The sequence below is a fragment of the Deltaproteobacteria bacterium genome, from assembly GCA_003194485.1.
Classification (GTDB): domain Bacteria; phylum Desulfobacterota; class Dissulfuribacteria; order Dissulfuribacterales; family UBA3076; genus UBA3076.
This window is the reverse complement of record PQXD01000010.1, coordinates 23,571-44,738: the sequence shown is the minus strand read 5'-3', so window position 1 is coordinate 44,738 and position 21,168 is coordinate 23,571. Positions and strand designations below refer to the sequence as shown.

18 protein-coding genes are annotated in these 21,168 nt (G+C 43.8%); 7 read left to right on the top strand and 11 right to left on the bottom strand.

Features of this window, described 5'->3' with window-relative positions:
- Nucleotides 1-11 precede the first annotated feature (11 nt).
- The 4 genes from C4B57_07080 to C4B57_07065 all read right to left on the bottom strand — a co-directional run bounded on the left by C4B57_07080 (nucleotide 12) and on the right by C4B57_07065 (nucleotide 4,288).
- The gene (locus tag C4B57_07080; protein ID PXF54417.1) at nucleotides 12-302 is read right to left on the bottom strand and encodes a co-chaperone GroES; all 291 of its coding nucleotides are present in this window, start codon (nucleotides 300-302) and stop codon (nucleotides 12-14) included.
- A gap of 361 nt (nucleotides 303-663) precedes the next feature.
- On the bottom strand, nucleotides 664-1,497 hold the full coding sequence (locus C4B57_07075; GenBank protein ID PXF54416.1) for an inositol monophosphatase: 834 nt from the start codon (nucleotides 1,495-1,497) through the stop codon (nucleotides 664-666).
- Nucleotides 1,498-1,616: 119 nt separating this feature from the next.
- A complete protein-coding gene (gene thiD / locus C4B57_07070; protein PXF54415.1) occupies nucleotides 1,617-2,972 on the bottom strand; it encodes a bifunctional hydroxymethylpyrimidine kinase/phosphomethylpyrimidine kinase in 1,356 nt (451 codons plus the stop codon).
- Nucleotides 2,969-4,288, bottom strand: coding sequence for a phosphomethylpyrimidine synthase (locus C4B57_07065; GenBank protein ID PXF54414.1), 1,320 nt, complete (start codon nucleotides 4,286-4,288; stop codon nucleotides 2,969-2,971). The genes thiD and C4B57_07065 overlap by 4 nt, the downstream gene beginning before the upstream one ends.
- A gap of 164 nt (nucleotides 4,289-4,452) precedes the next feature.
- On the opposite strand from C4B57_07065, the gene C4B57_07060 reads away from it, so the two are divergent.
- The 3 genes from C4B57_07060 to C4B57_07050 all read left to right on the top strand — a co-directional run bounded on the left by C4B57_07060 (nucleotide 4,453) and on the right by C4B57_07050 (nucleotide 6,908).
- Entirely contained in the window at nucleotides 4,453-5,355 is a 903-nt protein-coding gene (locus C4B57_07060; GenBank protein ID PXF54413.1) for a hypothetical protein, read from the top strand.
- Nucleotides 5,356-5,397: 42 nt separating this feature from the next.
- Nucleotides 5,398-6,249 (top strand): pantoate--beta-alanine ligase, encoded by an 852-nt coding sequence (locus C4B57_07055; protein PXF54412.1) that lies wholly within the window; start codon nucleotides 5,398-5,400, stop codon nucleotides 6,247-6,249.
- Nucleotides 6,250-6,467: 218 nt separating this feature from the next.
- Complete coding sequence (locus C4B57_07050) at nucleotides 6,468-6,908, top strand: aspartate 1-decarboxylase (GenBank protein ID PXF54471.1); 441 nt, start codon at nucleotides 6,468-6,470, stop codon at nucleotides 6,906-6,908.
- Here the strand turns inward: C4B57_07050 and C4B57_07045 are convergent.
- Genes C4B57_07045 through dnaN form a run of 3 tightly spaced genes read right to left on the bottom strand, consistent with a single transcriptional unit; the run spans nucleotide 6,854 to nucleotide 10,651 of the window.
- Nucleotides 6,854-7,057, bottom strand: a complete 204-nt coding sequence (locus C4B57_07045) for a cytosolic protein (GenBank protein PXF54411.1) — start codon at nucleotides 7,055-7,057, stop codon at nucleotides 6,854-6,856. The two genes, C4B57_07050 and C4B57_07045, sit on opposite strands and share 55 nt — an antisense overlap.
- A gap of 30 nt (nucleotides 7,058-7,087) precedes the next feature.
- The gene (gene gyrB, locus C4B57_07040) at nucleotides 7,088-9,499 is read right to left on the bottom strand and encodes a DNA topoisomerase (ATP-hydrolyzing) subunit B (GenBank protein PXF54410.1); all 2,412 of its coding nucleotides are present in this window, start codon (nucleotides 9,497-9,499) and stop codon (nucleotides 7,088-7,090) included.
- A gap of 12 nt (nucleotides 9,500-9,511) precedes the next feature.
- Nucleotides 9,512-10,651, bottom strand: coding sequence for a DNA polymerase III subunit beta (dnaN, locus tag C4B57_07035; protein ID PXF54409.1), 1,140 nt, complete (start codon nucleotides 10,649-10,651; stop codon nucleotides 9,512-9,514).
- Between the two features lie 457 nt (nucleotides 10,652-11,108).
- Between dnaN and C4B57_07030 the strand changes: the two genes are divergently transcribed.
- On the top strand, nucleotides 11,109-12,248 hold the full coding sequence (locus C4B57_07030; GenBank protein PXF54408.1) for an SAM-dependent methyltransferase: 1,140 nt from the start codon (nucleotides 11,109-11,111) through the stop codon (nucleotides 12,246-12,248).
- 5 nt (nucleotides 12,249-12,253) lie between these two features.
- Entirely contained in the window at nucleotides 12,254-12,874 is a 621-nt protein-coding gene (locus C4B57_07025; GenBank protein PXF54407.1) for a beta-phosphoglucomutase, read from the top strand.
- Nucleotides 12,875-12,916: 42 nt separating this feature from the next.
- Here C4B57_07025 and C4B57_07020 read toward each other — a convergent pair whose 3' ends face one another.
- From C4B57_07020 to C4B57_07005, 4 genes are all read right to left on the bottom strand, one after another.
- Nucleotides 12,917-14,194: a serine--tRNA ligase gene (locus C4B57_07020; protein PXF54406.1), complete on the bottom strand. Its 1,278-nt coding sequence runs from the start codon at nucleotides 14,192-14,194 to the stop codon at nucleotides 12,917-12,919.
- Between the two features lie 128 nt (nucleotides 14,195-14,322).
- The gene (locus tag C4B57_07015; GenBank protein PXF54405.1) at nucleotides 14,323-15,069 is read right to left on the bottom strand and encodes a hypothetical protein; all 747 of its coding nucleotides are present in this window, start codon (nucleotides 15,067-15,069) and stop codon (nucleotides 14,323-14,325) included.
- A 64-nt stretch (nucleotides 15,070-15,133) separates the two neighbouring features.
- Complete coding sequence (locus C4B57_07010; GenBank protein ID PXF54404.1) at nucleotides 15,134-16,663, bottom strand: ATP-dependent protease; 1,530 nt, start codon at nucleotides 16,661-16,663, stop codon at nucleotides 15,134-15,136.
- A 230-nt stretch (nucleotides 16,664-16,893) separates the two neighbouring features.
- A complete protein-coding gene (locus C4B57_07005) occupies nucleotides 16,894-17,748 on the bottom strand; it encodes a hypothetical protein (GenBank protein PXF54403.1) in 855 nt (284 codons plus the stop codon).
- A 714-nt stretch (nucleotides 17,749-18,462) separates the two neighbouring features.
- Here C4B57_07005 and C4B57_07000 point away from each other — a divergent pair.
- On the top strand, nucleotides 18,463-18,897 hold the full coding sequence (locus C4B57_07000) for a hypothetical protein (protein ID PXF54402.1): 435 nt from the start codon (nucleotides 18,463-18,465) through the stop codon (nucleotides 18,895-18,897).
- Nucleotides 18,898-18,942: 45 nt separating this feature from the next.
- Entirely contained in the window at nucleotides 18,943-21,141 is a 2,199-nt protein-coding gene (locus C4B57_06995; protein PXF54401.1) for an ATP-dependent protease, read from the top strand.
- The last annotated feature ends 27 nt before the right edge of the window (nucleotides 21,142-21,168 follow it).

The following is a 21,168-nucleotide window of genomic DNA, read 5'->3' as shown; positions in this document are numbered from 1 at the left end:
AATTGCAACAACTATTCTTCGATGATACCAAGGACGTCGTCTTCCCTCATTATAAGGTACTCTTCTCCTCCGACCTTTACTTCCGTGCCTGAGTATTTTCCGAACAGGATGCGGTCTCCCTCCTTTACATCCAGGGGTTTGATCTCGCCGTTTTCAAGGATCTTGCCGTTTCCGGCAGAGATTACCCTTCCCTCGGCCGGTTTTTCCTTTGCGGTGTCGGGGATGATGATTCCACCCTTGCTCTTCTCTTCTTCCTGTAAGCGTTTTACCAAAATGCGGTCGTGCAGAGGACGAATTTTCATAACACCTGTTCTCCTTTTTGCTATAAAATTATTCAGAATAAGTTATTAAAATAATAAGCCGCCAACCAACCCGGGGCAGATAGGTGAGCGACCTGTATAAGTCCTTAAAGAGTGCCTGTATATGCCTTTTGCCGACAATTAATTAATAATTAAGAGGATGGCCATCCTATATTTATTAGCACTCACCAGCGACGAGTGCTAATATAATTATGCTGCTTTGGAATGCAATACCTTTCTGGAATAAATATTTTATCGTAGCCGTTCACAGCTTGAAGCTTGGGATTTGAAACCAGAAATTTGGCAGGGATGAAGCGAGATTATGATTGGATGTTTACAAACTAACAGAGAGTTAAAAGAGCTATCAGATATGGTCTGGCACGGCCTTGATCACGGATAGCAATTCTTCATGGATCAGGCCGTTAGTTGCCAATATTTCAGGAATAAACGGAGAATAGGTGCCGCCCCGAAGGTCTGATATTTTACCTCCGGCTTCTTCCAGCAGTAGTTGGCCTGCGGCTGTATCCCAGGGCTTGAGTTTAATCTCCCAGAAGCCGTCCAGCCGCCCGCAGGCCACATAGGCCAGGTCCAGGGCAGCCGCCCCTGCCCGGCGGATCCCCTGTGCCCGGGTCAAGACCGCCTCAAGCAGATCCATGACTTCAGAGGGTTTCTGGCGGACATCATAGGGAAAGCCTGTTGCCAGGAGGGATTCATCTAAGACCCGGACCCTTGATACACTTATGGGCTTGCCGTTGAGCCAGGCCCCGCCATCGACACATCCGCAAAAGAGTTCGTTTTGCATAGGGCAATATATGACTCCTACCCGATTTCTGTCCCCTTCGGCATAGGCAATGGATACGGCAAACCATGGAAAACCATGGACAAAATTAGTTGTGCCGTCAAGGGGATCAATGATCCAGACCGGACCGGTCGGGATCTCGTTATAGACAGGGTGTGATTCTTCGGTAAGGATTTCGGCATTGAGTCGGGCCTTGTGCAACACGGCAAATATAGTTCTCTCTGAGGACATGTCGGCTTCAGTAACAAGGTCTATATCACCCTTATGGCTTACCTGGTGAGGCTTGTCGTATAATTCCCTTAAGGCCTTTCCGGCCTTTAGGGCAGCCCTTACCGCTATTTTTAATATGTTCGCCAACTCCGGCCCGCAGCATGTCATACAGCTTTCAATTCTTTTCATATGTTTTCTTCCAGTGAGGCTTGATGCCTCCGCGATCATCTGACCTGAAACAAAATTCGGAGCGCACCCGGTGTCGACAATATGGCAAGTATAAGGAAGGGGCCCCGCCCGTATAAAAACTACAAAAAACCAGCCAATCTCAAGGCCTTGTCCACCGCCTCCAAAGGATCATGTCCCAGGATTCGAATTATCGGCTCTTTTCCTATATCCCCTGAATCATGTATGATGTCAGGTACCATACCAGCTCCTTCAATGGCCCTTCTTACCCCCCATACCAGGGTAGAACCCTCCCTGGCTTTTACTTCTATAGGTTCATCCTTTCTGGAGAACCCGGCCATTAAGTAACCGAGGTCCTGTGCCCGTTTAAGATATCCGGGATCATAGCGGATATTCATGGCAGACCTGCATGTACGATCATGACCCATCGCGGTCAATATTATCCTGGCCACATGACTTGATGCCCCATAGGCCGGACCCCTTATCCTGGCCACACCTTCTTCCAGGGCCACGATTCTCCCCGGAAAAGCAGCCACATCCTGCACAGAGCTTGCCCACGGAAGGGCATAACCAAGATTTATTTGGACCTCTGGGACCAGAGGGCGACAAGGAAATGACAACAGGTGCTTCCATGCCTTCTCAAGGGCCTCGATTACAGGGTAACGAGCAATATCGTTTTCGATCATACTCAAAGGATTGGTTGGGCTTATTCCTTTGCCCACAGGCACTGCTCCCCTGATTGCCTGGGTCACAAATTCCTTGGCCTTGCGGACGGCCTTTTCCATTCCCAACCCACGAGCCAGAAATACTAAAAGTGCGGCAGAAAAAGTACATCCGGTTCCATGGGTGTGTCGTGTTGTGGAAATACGGTTGCCTGTTATTTCAACAACACCTTCTTTATAGGCCAGAATATCCACTGGATCATGGGCATGGAGATGCCCTCCTTTCAGAACGACAGAAGGGCAATCCGCAAGCTCGAGGAGATCAGCGGCGGCAAATCGCATATCTTCCGGAGTCTGAATACGCCGGCCGAGAAGGGCTTCAGCCTCCGGAATATTGGGTGTAAATACGTCCGCAACAGGAAGGAGTTTATTCTTTAAGACATCTACGGCGTCTTGATCCAGGAGTCTATGCCCGCTCTTGGAAATCATGACGGGGTCCACCACTATTACGGCACCCTTGTTGGCGTATCGACCCAGACGATCCGCAACGGTCTCCACAATTTCTGCAGTAGCCAGCATACCGGTCTTGACGGCTACCGGGCGAATATCTTCAAGTACGGCATTGAGCTGCTTCACCACAAAATCCGGATCTACAGGCTCAACCGCCTGAACTCCCAGGGTATTCTGAACAGTAATTGCGGTAACAACGCTTGAGCCATAGGTTCCGAGAACCGTAAAGACCTTCAGGTCTTGTTGAAGACCGGCGCCACCGCCAGAGTCGGAACCGGCAACGGTAAGTACTGGGCCCGGATTCATTTCCTCTCATTGCCCTTTAGGGCATTACGGCCTCTTCTCATAGCCCTTTGGTAGGTCTTGATCGCGCAGTATTCCCCGCACATCGTGCAGGTCGGTCCATGGTATTCTCCGCCTTCTTCACGATAGAGGCGGGCCTTTTCAGGATCTATGGAAAGCTCTATCTGTGTCTTCCAATCAAGGTGGCGCCTGGCCTCGGCCATCATTCGATCTTTTTCTATGGCACCGGGAACTTCCTTTACTATATCAGCCGCGTGAGCCGCAATAAGGGAGGCGATCACCCCTTCTTTCACATCTTCCAGTGACGGTAGCTTCAGGTGTTCGGCAGGAGTCACGTAACAGAGAAAGTCAGCCCCGGCTGCTGCTGCAATGGCCCCGCCGATGGCACTGGTAATATGATCATACCCGGGGGCGATATCTGTTGCCAGGGGACCAAGTACATAAAAGGGGGCTCCGTGACAGAGCTTCTTTTCCAGAAGGATGTTGGCCGGTATCTGGTCCATTGACATGTGGCCGGGCCCTTCAATTATCACCTGTACACCCGCATCCCATGCCCTCACTGTAAGCTCTCCCAAGACTATCAACTCATGCACCTGTGCACCGTCTGTTGCATCCATCAGGCACCCCGGCCTAAGACCGTCACCAAGGCTCAATGTGAGTTCGTGCTCCCGAGCTATTGCCAGGATATCATCAAAACGCTCAAAGAGTGGGTTTTCCTTCTGGTTGTATGTCATCCACTCCAGGATAAAGGAACCTCCCCTGCTGACCACCCCCATTACGCGCTCCCTCAACCGGAGGTGCTCCATAGCCTTGAGTGTCAGGCCACAGTGAATTGTCACGAAATCCACCCCCTCCTGGCCATGCTCCTCAATTACTCTCAACAGGTCGTCTACCTCCATTTCGCATATCGAACGCTTTCGCCGCTCCACTGTCTCAACAGCAGCTTGATATATGGGAACTGTGCCCAGAGGTACGGGACAGGCGTCCCTGATAGCCTGGCGTATTTCCTTTATCGGGCCTCCTGTGGAGAGATCCATTATCGTGTGAGCTCCGGCATCCAGGGCCACTTTGAGCTTCTCCAGTTCGGGTTTCAGCTCAGGATGATCCTTTGAAGTGCCTATATTTGCATTAACTTTGGTGGAAATACCTTTTCCTATTGCCATGGGACGGCTAAGATGCACATGCCTGTTATGCGGTATAACCACTTCACCTGCCCCAACGGCCTGAACCAGAATCTTGGGATCCAGGTTCTCGTCCAGGGCGCAGCGCTCAATAAGTTGGGATATTATGCCTTGTTTTGCTTGATCTTTTATGGTCATGAAAGAACTCTAATGATGGCACAAAGGGTTTTCAAGATGGTTTTCATGGGTTATTAAGTTAATCTGAGTACTAACAACAATTTTATCCTTTTAGACCAGGATTGTCACTAACAGATTGGTCAACAAAGTCCTCCCTCGCATCATATAGGAATATCAGGATGTCTATGAAGCACGGATCACTCCAGAGGCTGATATACCTGTCTTTCTTTGCCTGTGTTGTCATAATTGCCCAGGCGCTGCTGATAATAATCAAGGGAGAGGTCTTCTGCGTTGATGAAGGGTGTAAGGTTATAGAAGGTCTGACCATTATTTCACCCTTTTATTTCAATCTATTAGGTTGTGTATATTTCTTTACCGTATTCTGTACGGCCATAATAGCAAAGGGCAGATCTGGCATGGAGCCCCTGCTCCGCACCCTGCTTGTTTCCGGTCTTGCAGCCGAAGGGATATTACTGGGATACCAGGTCTTTATTGCCCGCACGTTCTGCTCTTACTGCCTGCTCATCTTTTTTTTGGTCGTAATATTGAACTTCTTGATGGGTTTTCGACAATTAACACTGGGGTTGACAATAATTGTGGTACAGTTGTTTGTGTTTTCTCTGTTGAGATTTGAATCCGCGGAAGACCGGCTGCGCGGACTCACCCTGGACAACGGGACATATGCCGTAAGGAGATGCTCGGATCCGGTGAAACAACTCTATCTGATCTTTTCAGAGGACTGTCCTCACTGCCACAAGGTTATAGAGGTGCTGAAAGGATGCACGCGATGCGAATTTCACTTCAATCCAACAAAAAAAATAAATACTGACCTGCTTCCCGGATTAAGACCTAATGAAAAATATCTGCCCGAAATAAATACTGCCGCCCTGAAAATATTAGGTATTGAAAGCATTCCCGTACTGATTGCCAAAGATCATGATGGACTGACCTTTATTAGCGGTGAACAGAATATCATAAACTATATTCAAAACAAATGCTTCCGGGAAATACCACTATTGGATGGAAACCTGCCGGACTTTTTTGAAAAAGAAGATGGTATGTGTTCTGTAAATGAAGATTGCCGGTAAGCTTACCTGTTTTAAGAAATGATCAGCGGTAACCTTTGTTAAATGAAAATTACCAGCTCCATATCCGATATAAGGAAAATCGTTCTCAACTGGAAGGGGAGGGGGTTGTCTGTTGCCCTGGTTCCCACTATGGGCTTTTTCCATGAAGGCCACCTTGCCCTGATGAGAGCGGCTGGAAGCAAGGTTGACCGTATTGTGGTAAGCCTGTTTGTAAACCCTGCCCAGTTCGGCCCCAATGAAGACCTGAACCGATATCCAAGGGATTTTGAGCGGGATGCAGGGCTGGCTGAAGACGAAGGAGTTGACTGCCTGTTTTGTCCGGATGCCAGGGATATGTACCCATCCGGTTTCCAGACATGGATCAGGGTCGAAGGCCTGAGTCAGGGTCTTTGTGGCGCCTCAAGACCTGAACACTTCCGCGGTGTAGCCACGATAGTTGCCAAACTCCTCATTATTGTGCAGCCAGACATAGCAATATTCGGCCAGAAGGACTTTCAACAACTCCAGGTCATTCGCCGCATGGTATCTGACCTGAACATACCGGTCAATGTAATAGCCCATCCTGTCGTCAGGGAACCCGACGGTCTGGCCATGAGCTCCCGCAACATATATCTTAATACCAGGGAGCGCGAATCAGCCCTTTCCCTTTTTCAGGCCCTCAGGCTGGCTGAGGAAATGGTGGCCAGAGGCTGCAGATCCGGCCCGGAAGTCGTCAGGGCTGTCAGAAAACACATCCAATCTTATAACAAAACAAAGATTGATTATGTTTTTCTTGGAGACCCCAAGACACTGAAACAGAAACAAGATATTGTTGGCGAAACCCTCCTCGCTTTGGCGGTATGGGTTGGGAAAACCCGTCTGATCGACAACACCTTGCTAAACAGTAATGAGTAAATTAAATTACAAAACATAAATATTCGGTGAACCCGTTATATCCTGCCTTGAAACGGTTACCTTTTTCCGGGTTTCAAATCTTACTCATTACAGACCGGAGAGGCGGTGCAATCCGGCCCGCGGCTGAAACCTTGCAAAAGGCAAACCGTTTCAAGGCACAAAGCACGGATGGCGACTCCGAAAGGATTTCAACCATCCCGAGAGGGACGTTAAAGATTATGTTACGATCAATGTTAAGATCAAAGATCCATAAGGCCACGGTCACCGAGGTAAATCTCGATTATGAAGGAAGTCTTACTATAGACCGTGTCTTAATGGACGCTGCCGACCTTCTCCCGTTTGAGCATATAAAGGTCTATAATATTTCAAATGGTAACAGGTTTGAGACATATGTTATAGAGGGAGATAGGAGATCGGGATCTATATGTCTGAACGGGGCTGCTGCCAGAAAAGGATCGCCCGGCGACCTGATTATTATAGCATCATATAGTATGTATTCTGAAGACGAAATAGTTGGAGGCAAAAGCATCTTGGTCTGGGTGGATGCAAAAAATCAGCTGAAAGAGCGAACCGAGGTGCCCTGGCAGCTTATTGGTAAGCGAGATTATATAACCCCTTCCTGTACAAGCCTTGCGAACAGCTCAAAGCTTCGGTCATAAGTACGCTCTGCCTCAGCTGGAAAGCAGCAGGCTGGGAGTTGGCGCATTTTTAGGTGATGGCGTATACACTCGCAACAAACACCTTTTTTTGGACACGGTTCATATGTGCAGTTACACCTTTTGAGGTTTTCCTCTTTCTGACACTCCATCAAAATATATCTCCTCAATAACCTAATAAGTTATATATCCAACTCCCTGACCTCGAGTGCATGGGTCTGAATAAATTCCCTGCGCGGTTCGATCTTTTCACCCATAAGGGTAGTAAACAGGCTTTCCGCTTCATCTGCGTCGTTTATGGTTACCTCAAGCAACGTCCGCTTTTCCGGGTTCATTGTTGTATCCCATAGCTGGACGGGGTTCATTTCACCCAAACCTTTGTATCTCTGGATAGAAATTCCTTTTTTTCCTTCATTTCTGAAAAATTCTAAGATATCACTCAAGTTATCTACTGTCTTTACAGGCTTATTCTCATACCAGACCTCGATGGATTTATCGACAAACAATTCTATTTTTTTATAAGCCTTTAAGAGACGACGGAATTCCGCCTGCTGTACAAAATCAGGTCCGACCTTGCCGGCTAAATAGGCGAAATCCTCCATCCCGACATTGAATTCATAGCCTGAAATTTCAGACCCTGAGGCCTTGACCTTTCCTACTTTATACCCTTTTTTTAAAAGATTCTTCGCCAGACCTGTTACAAAGGATTCTTTATAAAACTGATCCGGACTACTAACACCCAAAACCATTAAATCCTGAATTAGTTTCCTCCATAAACCCTTTCTGGCCACCGCTTCCAAGGTATTTTCATAAGAGACCACATTTTTCAGTAACATCTTAAGTCTTTCTTCTTTAAGAATATATCCATTATTTTCAATCCTTAAAGCCATATTTTTTATTGATCTTTCAAATAGATAATTGTCGAGTTCTGCCTCATCTTTAAAGAAAAACTCCTTTTTTTTCCCTAAGACAATCCTGTATAAGGGCGGTTGAGCAACATAAAGCATACCCTTTTCCACAAGCGCCATCATCTGACGGTAAAAAAATGTCAGTAAAAGGGTCCTTATATGAGCACCGTCTACATCGGCATCTGTCATAATAATAATCTTATGATATCTTACCTTTGACGGATCAAACTCATCAGCGCCTATACCAGTACCGATAGAGGAAATAAGATTGCGTATCTCTTCGCTGGCGAGCATCTTGTCAAATCTTGCCTTTTCCACATTCATAATCTTCCCTCGAAGAGGCAGGATTGCCTGAAACCGCCTGTCTCTCCCTTGTTTTGCGCTACCGCCTGCGGAATCACCCTCGACTATAAATATTTCTCTCTTTTCAGGATCTTTTTCCTGGCACTCAGCTAATTTCCCGGCCAAAAACATATCCTGGCCGCCTTTTTTTCTTGTAAGCTCTTTTGCCTTTCTGGCGGCTTCTCTTGCCCTTGCAGCCTCCACTACCTTAGTAAGTATTTTTTTGGCCACATAAGGATTTTCTTCAAGATATGTTGAAAATTTCTCATAAACCATTGATGCTACAATTGACCTTACTTCACTGTTTCCTAACTTTGTTTTTGTCTGACCTTCAAACTGAGGATTTGGAACCTTGATTGATATAACACATGTAAGCCCTTCTCTTACATCTTCACCTTCCAGTCTTTCTTTTAATTTTTTAGGAACAACTTCATCACTAGTATATTTATTGATACATTTTGTAAGAGCAGATCTAAATCCGACTACATGGGTGCCGCCTTCTTTGGTACGTATATTATTTACATAACTTAATATCCTCTCAGAATAAGTCTGATTATATTGAAAAGCTATCTCAATTTTTATCTGATTTCGCTCACCATAAATATAGACAGGTTTTTCATGAATTAATTCTTTATTCTTATTAAGATATTCCAGGAAAGAAATAATTCCTCCTTTATAATGATATTCTTTACTTCTTCCTGTCTTCTCATCTTCCAGATAAATTTTTACAGAAGGATTTAGAAAAGCTAATTCCCTCATCCTGGCCTGAAGTACATCATATTGAAATTCTGTTGTTTCTTTAAAAATTTGACTGTCAGGCTTAAAAGTTATCTTGGTACCTCTCTTTTTAGTAGATCCCAGAGATTCTATCGGACCCACTGGTTCTCCTCTTCTATAACTCTGTCTATAAATATTTCCATCCCTGTAAACTTCTGCTTCTAAGAATTCAGATAGGGCATTAACCACTGATACACCAACTCCATGAAGACCTCCGGAGACCTTGTAGATCTGGTGATCAAATTTACCACCAGCGTGCAAACGTGTCATTATCAACTCAAGACCCGGTATTCCTTCGCTTGGATGTATATCTACAGGTATTCCCCGACCATTATCCTCAACTACAATACATCCGTCTTCTTTTATTATAACTTTAATAAATGTACAGAATCCAACCAAGGTTTCGTCAATACTATTATCTACTACCTCATAAACCAAATGATGAAGACCTTCTATTGATGTATTTCCAATATACATAGCAGGTCTTTTACGTACTGCTGTTAATCCGGAAAGTACTTTTATTTGTTTAGAAATATAAGCTTGTTCAATTTTATCTTTATTTTTCATAGTAGCATACTTTCAATTATTTTTTTCTTCTACAAGATTCATAGGCATAATTAATGCTAAAAATCCTATATCTTTATTACCTCTAATTAAACATGGAGATTCCGTATTATTAATTGTTAATTCTATCTTGTTTGAATCCATTACATATAAGGCATCCATAAAATATTTTGCATTAAAAGCAATTTCAAATGGATCTGCATTATAATCTATATTAATAACTTCCTTTGCTTCTCCAATTTCCTTATATAGTGACTCTATTTCAATTAATTTTGGTTTAATTTTGGCTTTGACTCCTCTGAAAGTAGTATCTGAAGAAAGAATTGATATACGTTTTAATGCATTAAACATTTCCAATCTATCAAAAATTAAATAACGATTTTTACTTTCAGGTATTATATTTCGGTAGTCTGGAAATTTTCCATCAATAATTCTTATAACCAGAATGTCATTACCACATATAACAAAACAAAAATTATTATCAATACCCCAAAACATTCTTTCGTGACCTTCTATAATTTTTCTTATTTCTTGTGCCCCTTTTCTGGGAATAATAATACCTGACTCAAGATTTAGTCCTTTTTCAGGAATATATTTTTCCATAAGACTCAGTCTGTGACCGTCTGAACTCACCATGCGTATTTTAGATCCTTTTTGATTATGTTCTTCCTCAAAAAATATTCCTGAAAGACTGTATTTACGATCATCGTAAGATGAAGAAAATATAGTCTTTTCGATCATTTCCTTTATAATTGAAACTTCTAAATCAATTATATTTTTGCTGTCTATATGTTTAAACCTGGGAAAATTATCAGGAGATAATCCTCCGATTTTGTATTCGGTTTTTCCATCAGCCCCAATTTTTAACCATGAATTTTCATCTTCTTCGAAATATATCGTTTCTGATGGAAATTCTTTGACTATTTCATAGAATTTTCGTGCATTAATAGTAATAGCTCCTTGCTCTATAATAGAAGATGGAATTTTACTTTTGTAACTTACTTCTAAATCAGTAGCTTCAATAAATAGACTATCTTCTTTTGTATAAATAAGTATATTATTAATAATAGTCATTGTAGATTTTTTATCTATAATAGTCTGAATATTTGAAAGAGGAATTAAAAAATCTGTTTTTTTGACTGAAAATTTAATCATAATTACTAATTCCTTAAAATTTAAGTAAGAAATAATAGATATTGTTATTTTAGTTAAAAAGTTTTTAACTAATTGATATTATATCAAATCAATAGTTGATATAATATTTAAATAGTTTTGGATTATATATTAAAAAATATATATAATTTAAGAGCTAACAATTTTTTAACAAAGAATTAACAGTACTTTGCATATCTGATAAAAATGCTTTATAAGCAGTATTAAAAATGTAAATATTCGGTGAACCCGTGGTCCACCGTGGAAATTGCCATCCGTGCCCTGCCGCAGGAGCGGTTTGCCTTTTGCAGGGTTTCAACCGCGGGCCGGATTACACTGCCTCTTTCGGTCTGCAATGAGTAAGCTTTGAAACCCGAAAAAAGGCAAACCGCTTCAAGGCAGGATATAACGGGTTCACCGAATATTTACTTAAAAATAATATCTTGAAGGTTACCATAAAATGAAGGATTTTTCCAACGAATTAGTCAAAATCATCTATGATAAAATAAAAAAAAGCGGGCCGATAACATTCAAGGATTTCATGGAGATGGCCCTTTATTATGAGAGATATGGATATTATTCCAGGTCATATATCCCTATCGGGAAAAAAGGAGATTTTATTACAAGTCCACACACACACCGTATTTATGGTGCATTACACGCGAGACAGATAGAAGAATTCTGGAACATATTGGGCCGCGGGATGTTTACTATTATAGAAATGGGAGCCGGGGCGGGTTATCTTGCAAAAGATATACTGTCGTTTTTGTCAGGCAGGGAAATTTTCCAATTTATTAATTATATAATAGTAGAGCATAAATCCGAGACAGCTTTGTATCAAAAAGAAATTTTAAAACCATTTATTAATAAAATAAGTTGGGTAAAAAGACTTTCGGATTTAAATTCCGTGAAAGGTTGTCTTATTTCAAACGAACTTTTAGATGCCTTTCCCGTCCATCTTATTCAGAAAGAATCTTCAGGTTTCAAGGAAATATATTTAGATTTTAAAGACGGGTATAATTGTGCGGAGGTCCCGGGAGAGCTGAGTAATATCCAATTAATTGAATATGTAAAGGAATTTCCTTTTGATATTCCTGATGGTTACCGTACGGAAGTAAATCTTGGCATTAAGACATGGATTTCGGAGATATCCGGTATAATGTCCAGGGGATTTGTGGTTACAATAGATTATGGATATACAAAAAAAGAATATTTTCATCCGGCAAGAAATAGAGGTACGCTGCTGGCTTATAAAAATCACCGTGTAAGCGAGGAATTGTATGATAGGCCTGGGGAACAGGATTTGACAGCCCATGTTAACTTTAGCGATTTACATAGATGGGGAGAGGATGTCGGTTTTAGCACCATGGGTTATGCTCCTCAGTGGGCTTTTTTAGCCAGTCTTGATTTTGAAGAGACCTTTAAAGAGCTTTATGGCGGTGAGGTTGATCCATTTTCTCCGGAATTGGCCGCGGTAAAAATGCTATTACTACCACAGGGGATGGGAGAGTCTCACAAGGTTATGATACAAGGGAAAGATGTTTCCTTTAATCTGGCTTTAAAAGGTTTTTTATTAAAGAATATCAAGAAAAGGCTTTGAGAGAAATGGGTCGTTTTGATTTGGTCATATTTGATTGTGATGGTGTGATCCTGGATTCCAGGGAGGCAAACAGGGCTTATTATAATACAATACTTGAGCGATTTGGACGTAGATTAATGAATGATAAAGAACTTTCTTTTGTACATATGCATACAGCAGAGGAATCTGTTGAATACTTGTTTAAAGATGACATTGCAATACAGAAGGATGCACTAATTTATGCCCGGACATTAGATTATACTTATTTTCTTGATTATTTGACAATGGAGCCCGGCATAGAAGACGCAATAAGGTCTGTCAGACCTCCATTATTGACTGCCGTGTTCACGAATCGCAGCACAACAATGTCAAAGATTATTAAGATATTTGGCCTGGACAGGTGGTTTGATATAGTTGTTTGCGCCCTTGATGTGAGTAGTCCTAAACCCGATCCAGAAGGTATGTTTAAGATATTAGATATATTAGGAGTCGAGAAAGATCGAACCGTTTATATAGGAGACTCTGTTATAGATGAAATAGTCGCTTATAGAGCTGGAATTCCATTAATTGCCTATAAAAACAATAAGTTAAAAGCTATGTTTCACGTGGAACATTTTGAACAGATAAAATCAATTCTTTCTGATTAGAAAGTAATCCACGGATAACCCCGAACCTCTGAACGGTTACTATTATTGTCTAGTTATCCTTTTCACACCGCACATATATTTAATCAGGGCATCAGGAATCATGACACTTCCATCTTCCTGTTGGTAATTTTCAAGTATGGCTACAAACGTCCTGCCCACTGCCAACCCTGAACCGTTTAAGGTATGTAACAACCTAGTGCTTGTCTGTCCTTTGGGTCGATAACGTATATTTGCTCGCCTTGCCTGGAAGGCCTCAAAATTACTGCATGAAGACACTTCACAAAACCTGTTTTGCCCAGGGAGCCACACCTCTATATCATAAGTCTTTGAAGCTGAAAAACCGAGATCTCCGGTACACAACTCGATAGTCCTGAACGGGAGATTGAGTTTTTTAAGGACTTCTTCAGCGTCTAAGAGTAATAACTCCAACTCACTATAAGAGTCTTCCGGTTTACAGAATTTAACCAACTCTACCTTATTAAACTGGTGTTGTCTCACTATTCCTCTGGTGTCTTTACCATATGATCCCGCCTCTGATCGAAAACAGGGTGTATATGCCATATATTTGATCGGCAATAATTCCTCATCGAGTATTTCATCGCGATGCAGGTTAGTGAGGGGTACTTCCGCGGTCGGTATAAGATAATAGTTCCGGCTTTCAAGTTTAAACAGGTCGTCAGCAAACTTGGGTAGTTGGCCTGTACCGATGAGGGATTTATCATTTACAATGAATGGTGGAAGTATTTCTGTATAGCCATGAGAATTACGGTGCAGATCCAGCATAAAATTAATTAATGCCATTTCAAGTCTTGCTCCTGTCCCGTAGTATACCGCAAACCTCGTACCCGTTATCTTTGCAGCCCTCTCAAAATCCAAAATACCCAGCCTTTCTCCCAACTCCCAGTGTGGAACCGGATCGAATTCGAATTCGGATATATCTCCCCAGGTCCTTATAACCGGATTTTCTGTCTCGTCTCTGCCAATCGGAACAGAGGTATGGGGTATATTGGGTATTGAAAAAAGATGTTTTTTGAGAGATATTTCTTTTTCTCTACGGAGGTTATCTAGTTCTTTAATCCTGAAAGAGACTTCTTTCATCTGTGTTATAAGTTCAGCAGCATTCCCCCCTTCTTTTTTCTGTCTTCCTATCTGTTCTGATACCTGATTTCTGAGATTCCTGAGGACTTCTACCTCTCGAACCAATCTCCTTCTTTTGGAATCGACCTCAAGAAGAGACTCAACAGTCATATTATTACCACGGGCTTTAAGGGCCTTATTGACCAATTTTTTATTTTCTCTGATAAATTTTATCTCTAACATATAGACTTCCTTACCGGGATTTCCAAAAGACAAACCGCTTCTGCGGCAAGGCACGGATGGCAACTCCAAAGCGTTCGATCGGCCGAATCGTATAAAGTTATGCCATATACCAATTACATAAGGAGAAATCAAACCATCAGGTGGTCAGGCTCCCCGTTTTTTGTTCTATTCAACAGCACGCGCACCGGAGTCAAATCCGACAACAAGTCGGCCATGGTTCTCCATTTATACCCGGTCAGCAAGTGCATCCAGCCGCAAATATGTACGTGGTCTGTTTTTGTCTTCGAATATCCCGCATTTAACAAACCGTTTTTATGGATTCTCCTGATCCTGTTTTCGAGAGTTTTTTCTCTTTCTATCCAGGACCTGTCAGAAAGATGCGAAAGGCAGCTCAAGGATTTTACTGAATCATAAGGGTCTTTGAGTAAGATTTTTGCCTGGGAGTAACAATTTTTAAAGTGGTCATCCAGATCAAAGTCCGGACCATCCGTAATTTTTATGAGGTTTTCCATCGAGAGAAGTCTGTTTTTCCACAAAGGTAGTTCTTTTCGAGCAAGGTCGCCGCTGTCAATCGAAAGACAAGGAATATTATGGATCTTACTGTATCTATAGGCCGTATCCCATTCAAAGGGCAGGCGAAGCTGGAGATTAAGAAGCTTCAGGCCCGCGTGAGACCTTCTTTCTTCAGGAAGCCTGCATGTCAGGTCTTTAAGACGATGCAGCCACCCATCCTGGTTGGACAGACGGTATCTGACGGAAAAACTGCTTATTTCTATGGTTAAAACACCCGGGCTGAACCTTTCAATTGTTTTATAAAGACTCTTTCTGCCCTCCGGATCAAGGTGTACGGTGCCAACGAGTACAAGATCAAACATTTTAACAAAAATGAACTACTTAAAGAATCCAGTTTCTCCGTGGCTTATCAGGATTAAACTAAATTTATATGTTTTCACGATCAAGACTCCTGTATTGTACGGCCTCGGACAGGTGAGCCATGGTTATTTCTGTTGATTCATCAAGGTCTGCGATAGTCCTTCCTATTTTTATTATCCTGTGAAAGGCCCGAGCGCTCAAGGCCAGCTTGTTTGCCACGGTCTCCAGAAACGATCTGTTTTCTTTGGATAATTTACATAAAAACCTTAGCTCCTTTGAAGACATTTGGGAATTACAGTGAATTGAAAGTTTTTTGAATCTCTGTTCCTGTATTTTTCTGGCCCTGACCACCCTCTTTTTGATTGTTGCCGAGCTCTCACCGCGCCTTGCCTGGCCGAGTTCCGAGTAAGGTACGGCAGGAACTTCGATTTGAATATCTATCCGGTCCAGCAATGGTCCTGATATCCGGTTGCGGTAACGAATTATCTGACCCGGAAGACATGAGCACTTGTGTCTTGAATCTCCCAAATGTCCACAAGGACAGGGATTCTGTGCAGCTACAAGGGTAAATCTTGCCGGAAAAGAGAGTGTAATAGATGCTCTTGAAATGGTAACGACTCCATCTTCGATGGGTTGCCTGAGGCTTTCCAGGACATTCTTTTTGAATTCCGGTAATTCATCCAGGAAGAGTACGCCGTTGTGGGCGAGGCTCACCTGGCCCGGCCTCGGCACTGTTCCTCCGCCAATTAATCCGGCATCCGAGATAGTGTGATGGGGTGAACAAAAAGGTCTTGAAGTAATTAGCGGCTCTTCTGAAGGCAAAAGCCCTGCCACGCTGTATATAGTCGTTGTCTCAAGGGCCTCTTCAAAAGTGAGCGATGGCAGGATAGATGGAATGCGTTTAGCCAACATCGTTTTTCCAGATCCGGGCGGACCTGTCATAAGCACATTGTGACCGCCGGCCGCAGCTACCTCTAAGGCCCTTTTTGCATGTTCCTGGCCGATTACATCTTGAAAGTCACCGTATGGGGATTTATATTCCTTAAATAATTTATTGAGATCAATGTGCAACGGTTCGATCTTTGTGTTGGCCAGCAAAAAATCCACTACCTCTGAAAGATGATTTGCTGGATGTACGGAAGTTTCCCTTACTACAGCGGCCTCTGGGGCATTTGCTTTTGGAACTATGAATCCGTTAAGGTTCCAGTTCCTGGCAGCCAGAGAAATAGGAAGCATGGCCCTTGAAGACTTCAGTGTGCCGTCAAGGGACAATTCTCCCGCAATACAGTATTTACTGAGCGCTTCCTGCGGAATTATCTCTGTGGCGCACAGAATGGCGCAGGCTATTGGTAAATCCAGGGCCGACCCTTCCTTTTTCATGTCTGCAGGTGCGAGGTTTACAGTAATCCTCTGGGTAGGAAATGGATAGCCACAATTCTTAATAGCGCTTTTGACCCTTTCCCTGCTTTCTTTAACCGCTCCTTCCGGGAGTCCGACCATATTGAAAGAAGGTAGCCCTGGCGAAACATCTATCTCAATCTCTACAGGAAAGGCCTTTATCCCTATAACAACCCCGCTTTTCGCTACAGCAAGCATGAGCTACCGTGTCCCGCCTGATCAATTTTTTTGATCCCGACAACGCAGTTTTTTGTCAATTGCATATTTTTGTATTGATATGACATAACAAGCTGATCGGCTGAAAGGGGATTTATCTCAAAATTCTATTGAGAGTATACATTGGTTTCCGGTTATAGAAAATAAATAGCCGTTCACCATGTAAATATATCCTGCCGCAATAGAATGCAGGTTTCACCCGGTTATGATATTTACTTTTGCAACCAGCCCTCGATTTCTGCTCCTTGATATTCCTCCTGCTGGACTGTGAGGTCTAGGTTGATGACAAGGCCCGAATGCTTCCTGACTTCGCTGTCTTCCCTTAACTTCAGGTGGCGCTCCCTGGCTGTCCGGACATCCTCCAATGCCTTTTTCAAGGCCTGTCCAATGGCATTGCTCCTGTCTATCTCGCCAGGTTTTAATTTCGGGGCAATACCATCTTCCGCAATATCTTCAGCAAAGTGAGCGAGCTGTTTCATCTTTTCCATGGCCTGATCCATGATCTTCCAGCCCATGGTTCCATCTTTTTGGAAGAGCCAGGAAGTGCGGAGATGTTGCAGCATCTCTGTATACTTGCTTGTGACCTCTGCCTGCAACCTGTCCAGCAGTTCCCCGGGCAACCTTGTCTCTCCCCCGGGAAGGCCTGCTGCCTCCTCAGAGCTCAACTTGTCCAGTTTCCTCCGGAACTTTCTGGCGTGGATGGCCGATTCCCAGGCCTCTCTCTCAAGTGCTCGCCTGATATGGGGATCATCCGTCTTTTCCGCTTCTCCATTGTAGTGAGGGATCAACCTCTCCTCATATTCGATGTAAGACCTGAGAATAGTTGCCCGGTTGGTTGGATCGTAAGGATATAGTGCTGGTGTAAAATTGGGCTCTCCTCCCAATTTGCCTATGATCATCCCCAGCCAGTGAAAATGCCACATCTCCTCCCTGGAAATGGAAATAAGGCTCGCACCCAAAGGTGTATCTTCTCCTTCCATATAGCCGTGAACCAGATAGCGTATGATGGCCGCATGCTCATCGGCAAGATCCCTGTTCAACTTGTCAATCAAGGCCTGTTTTTCCATAAACAACCTCCTCGCAGTGATTTGATGACTTTAAGATGTCAATACCTATACGGTAAATATTCTTATGAACCCGTTATATCCTGCCTTGAAGCGGTTACCTTTTTCCGGGTTTCAAAGCTCACCCATCGCAGACCGGAGAGGCAGTGCAATCCGGCCCGCGATCGAAACCCTGCAAAAGGTAAACCGCTCCTGCGGCAGGGCACGGATGGCAACCGTTCACTGGCAGGGGATATTTCTTTGAGCAGTTTAACGGAAAGCCCCCGTAGTTTTCTCGGCTTTTGCTGTGGGGGAAACTGCATCGCCTTAAGCGCAGCGTAAGGCGAATGCAGAGGGGGCAGGACATCCCCCATGTCAAAGACCTTAAGAAAACAGGGGGCTGAAGTGTGAAGTGAAAAAGAAATATCCCCTCCCGTGAACGGTTACGTGGACCACGGGTTCAACCAAATATTTACACAGGTAAAACAGGCTGAATACTTGAAATCTTTGCAGTGCTCTCAGGAAATTTCAGAGTGTCTCATATTTAGTTTTGATACATAACTGTATCATAAGACAGGCTGGAAATCAACAAAGAAGCCGGACCCGATTAGAGCAAAGCCATCAAGCACGAGAATCTGCCTGAGCCGGGTTAAGAAAAAAGGTCTGCATAGTAAGCGTTCTCTTCCGAGACATTTTGTGTTAATTTTATAAAGATGCCTAACCATTAAGGAGGTCGCCATGTCTGGATTAACTTTGTGGACGAATCAAGAGATCAAGAAATTAAGACGGGACATAGACTTTCTTTACGACCACATGTGTCGCGATTTTGGTATAAGTAAATTCATGGATTTGCTCAGAGAAGAACCATTGGTGGATATTGTCGAGAAAAAGGATGGCTTTGTGGTCAGGGCAAACCTTCCGGACCTGGATCCTGAGGATTTGGATGTTTCTGTCATTGATGATCAATTGATTATCAGGGGAGAAAAAAGAGAGAAAATATCCAATAAAAAAGACGAAATTAAGCGCAGCAGGTCTTTCTCCAGCAGAGTTAGGCTGCCTTCCAGAGTTAAGATTGAAAATATCCGTGCAAGTTACAAAGAAGGAGTTTTGGAGATCGTTCTGCCTAAATACAGGTCCCCTGTTTCTCTACCTGTAAAAATCCTTAAGAAATAGAACAGAAGAGTTTCTTTTTGAGAAGCAGCCTTTCAGGAGGACATAATGGCTAAACAAAAATCCTTTGAAGTCCCTGCAAAAAATCTCAGGTGGAGCCTTGATCCGGCCACTTTGGCCTTTAAGACGACTGAGGACCTGAAACCACTTAAAGGAATTATCGGCCAGAAAAGGGGGGTTGAGGCCCTGCGATTCGGCATGGGAATGGATAAGGCCGGTTACAATGTATTTGTCACCGGGCTACCACGGTCTGGCAGAATGGCAGCGGTAAAAAAGGTCCTTGAAGAGGTCTCAACAGATAAGACGGTGCCGAATGACCTGTGCTATGTAAACAATTTCAAGAATCCCGAGGCACCAATACTCCTCAGTCTAAAGCCCGGGCTGGGCATCGAACTCAAAAGGGATTTGCACGAACTGATTGAAACCTTGAAGACAGAGGTACCCGGGCTTTTCGAAAGCCAGGATTATATCAGCCGCAAAAAAGAGATCATGGAGACCTATGAGAAAAAGACCAGAAATTTTTTCATGGGCCTGGAAAAAAAGGTAAAAGAAGCAGGATTCGCCCTTGTCAATCTCCAGATCGGCCAACAGACAAGGCCTGAGCTTATGCCTATCGTTGACGGAGAGCCTGTACCCATTCTCGAACTTGAGGCAAGGGTTGAAAAGGGAAGATTTCCCAGACAGGAGTATGAAGAGATCAGAAAAAGGTACGATAAACTCAGGCATGAGATCGACCAGATATTTCTTGAGATCAGGGCCCTGCAAAAAGAGATTGAGGAAAAAGGAAGGCAGATTGACAGGTTGATGTTCAATGAACTGGTATCTAAGCAAATCGACCCGTTAATTGATAAGTATAAAAATGATTCAGTTAATAAGTATTTTCAGGCCGTGATTGAGGACATGTCCGAGAACCTGCGTTTTTTTCTGAAACGGGATCAGCAGACAGGGCCGGGTCTGCTCATGTTCCCCGCAGGAGATCCCTTTGCGTCTTATCAGATCAATCTGCTGGTGGATAATTCCGGGCAAAAGGGACCTCCCGTCATTATTGAATCTTACCCCACGTATCGCAACCTGTTCGGGAGCATCGAACGTATAGTGGATCGCAGCGGCGTTTGGAGGACGGATTTCAGCAAGATCAAGTCCGGTTCTTTTATTAAGGCCAACGGAGGCTATCTGGTGTTAAATCTCATGGATGCCATAATGGAGCCGGGGGTTTGGCCGGCGCTTAAGCGGGCGCTAACGACCAAGAAAATGGAGATCCAGACATACGATCCCTTTTACCTCTTCACAACATCAGGTCTAAAGCCCGAGCCCATCGAGATGGACATCAAGGTAATCGTTTTGGCAGAGCCCCATCTTTATCAAATGCTCCATTACTACGATCATGACGTTGCAAAAATCTTCAAGGTCCGGGCTGACTTTGAAACAACTATGGACAAGACGGATGATACAATCAGCAAATTTGCAGAGTTTATCAAGATGAAGACCGGGGATGAAAAACTCAAGCCCTTTGACAGGACAGCAGTAGCTGCCTTGCTGGAGGAGTCCGTACGCATGTCGGGCTGGCAGGAGAAGATCTCCACCAGCTTTCCGCAGATTGCGGATCTTATCCGGGAGGCAGACTATTGGGCAGCTCAAGACGGTCAGGCCGAGGTCCGGGACAGACACGTTGATAAGGCTATAGAGACCAGGGTTTACCGCTCAAACAAGATTGAGAAGCATATACAGGAGATGATTGATCGCGGCACCCTCATGATTGACGTGGAAGGCGAGGTAGTGGGTCAAGTCAACGGCCTGGCCGTTTATGATCTTGGCGACTATATGTTCGGAAAGCCTTCCAGAATTACTGCATCCACTTCCATGGGCCGGGAAGGTATAATCAATATTGAGCGTGAAGCAGATATGTCCGGTAATATCCACAACAAGGGCGTTTTGGTCTTGAGCGGGTATCTGCGGAAGAAATATGCCCAGGATAAACCCTTGTCTGTGAGCGCAAGCATTGCCTTTGAACAGTCTTACAGCGGAGTGGAAGGCGACAGCGCCTCTTCCACAGAGATCTATGCATTGCTCTCCAGTTTATCCGGTGTTCCTATACGGCAGGACATTGCCGTGACAGGCTCTGTCAATCAAAAAGGCGAGATCCAGGCCATAGGAGCGTGTCCCGTAAATCATATCAGCCGAAGATTTCGATTCGGCCAAATTTTGGCCTTATGCCCCTCTGGACTTTCTGGAAATGCTGATTATTGAGATTCATTGTCATAAGAGCCTTATTCC

Coding starts and splice junctions, on each gene's coding strand:
- C4B57_07010 (PXF54404.1), bottom strand. CDS start 16,663: ATGCTTGCTGTAGCGAAAAGCGGGGTTGTTATAGGGATAAAGGCCTTT.
- C4B57_07005 (PXF54403.1), bottom strand. CDS start 17,748: ATGGAAAAACAGGCCTTGATTGACAAGTTGAACAGGGATCTTGCCGAT.
- C4B57_06995 (PXF54401.1), top strand. CDS start 18,943: ATGGCTAAACAAAAATCCTTTGAAGTCCCTGCAAAAAATCTCAGGTGG.
- C4B57_07030 (PXF54408.1), top strand. CDS start 11,109: ATGAAGGATTTTTCCAACGAATTAGTCAAAATCATCTATGATAAAATA.
- C4B57_07065 (PXF54414.1), bottom strand. CDS start 4,288: ATGACCATAAAAGATCAAGCAAAACAAGGCATAATATCCCAACTTATT.
- C4B57_07025 (PXF54407.1), top strand. CDS start 12,254: ATGGGTCGTTTTGATTTGGTCATATTTGATTGTGATGGTGTGATCCTG.
- C4B57_07055 (PXF54412.1), top strand. CDS start 5,398: ATGAAAATTACCAGCTCCATATCCGATATAAGGAAAATCGTTCTCAAC.
- C4B57_07060 (PXF54413.1), top strand. CDS start 4,453: ATGAAGCACGGATCACTCCAGAGGCTGATATACCTGTCTTTCTTTGCC.
- C4B57_07050 (PXF54471.1), top strand. CDS start 6,468: ATGTTACGATCAATGTTAAGATCAAAGATCCATAAGGCCACGGTCACC.
- C4B57_07080 (PXF54417.1), bottom strand. CDS start 302: ATGAAAATTCGTCCTCTGCACGACCGCATTTTGGTAAAACGCTTACAG.
- C4B57_07000 (PXF54402.1), top strand. CDS start 18,463: ATGTCTGGATTAACTTTGTGGACGAATCAAGAGATCAAGAAATTAAGA.
- C4B57_07075 (PXF54416.1), bottom strand. CDS start 1,497: ATGAAAAGAATTGAAAGCTGTATGACATGCTGCGGGCCGGAGTTGGCG.
- C4B57_07045 (PXF54411.1), bottom strand. CDS start 7,057: ATGGAGTGTCAGAAAGAGGAAAACCTCAAAAGGTGTAACTGCACATAT.
- dnaN (PXF54409.1), bottom strand. CDS start 10,651: ATGATTAAATTTTCAGTCAAAAAAACAGATTTTTTAATTCCTCTTTCA.
- C4B57_07015 (PXF54405.1), bottom strand. CDS start 15,069: ATGTTTGATCTTGTACTCGTTGGCACCGTACACCTTGATCCGGAGGGC.
- C4B57_07020 (PXF54406.1), bottom strand. CDS start 14,194: ATGTTAGAGATAAAATTTATCAGAGAAAATAAAAAATTGGTCAATAAG.
- thiD (PXF54415.1), bottom strand. CDS start 2,972: ATGAATCCGGGCCCAGTACTTACCGTTGCCGGTTCCGACTCTGGCGGT.
- gyrB (PXF54410.1), bottom strand. CDS start 9,499: ATGAAAAATAAAGATAAAATTGAACAAGCTTATATTTCTAAACAAATA.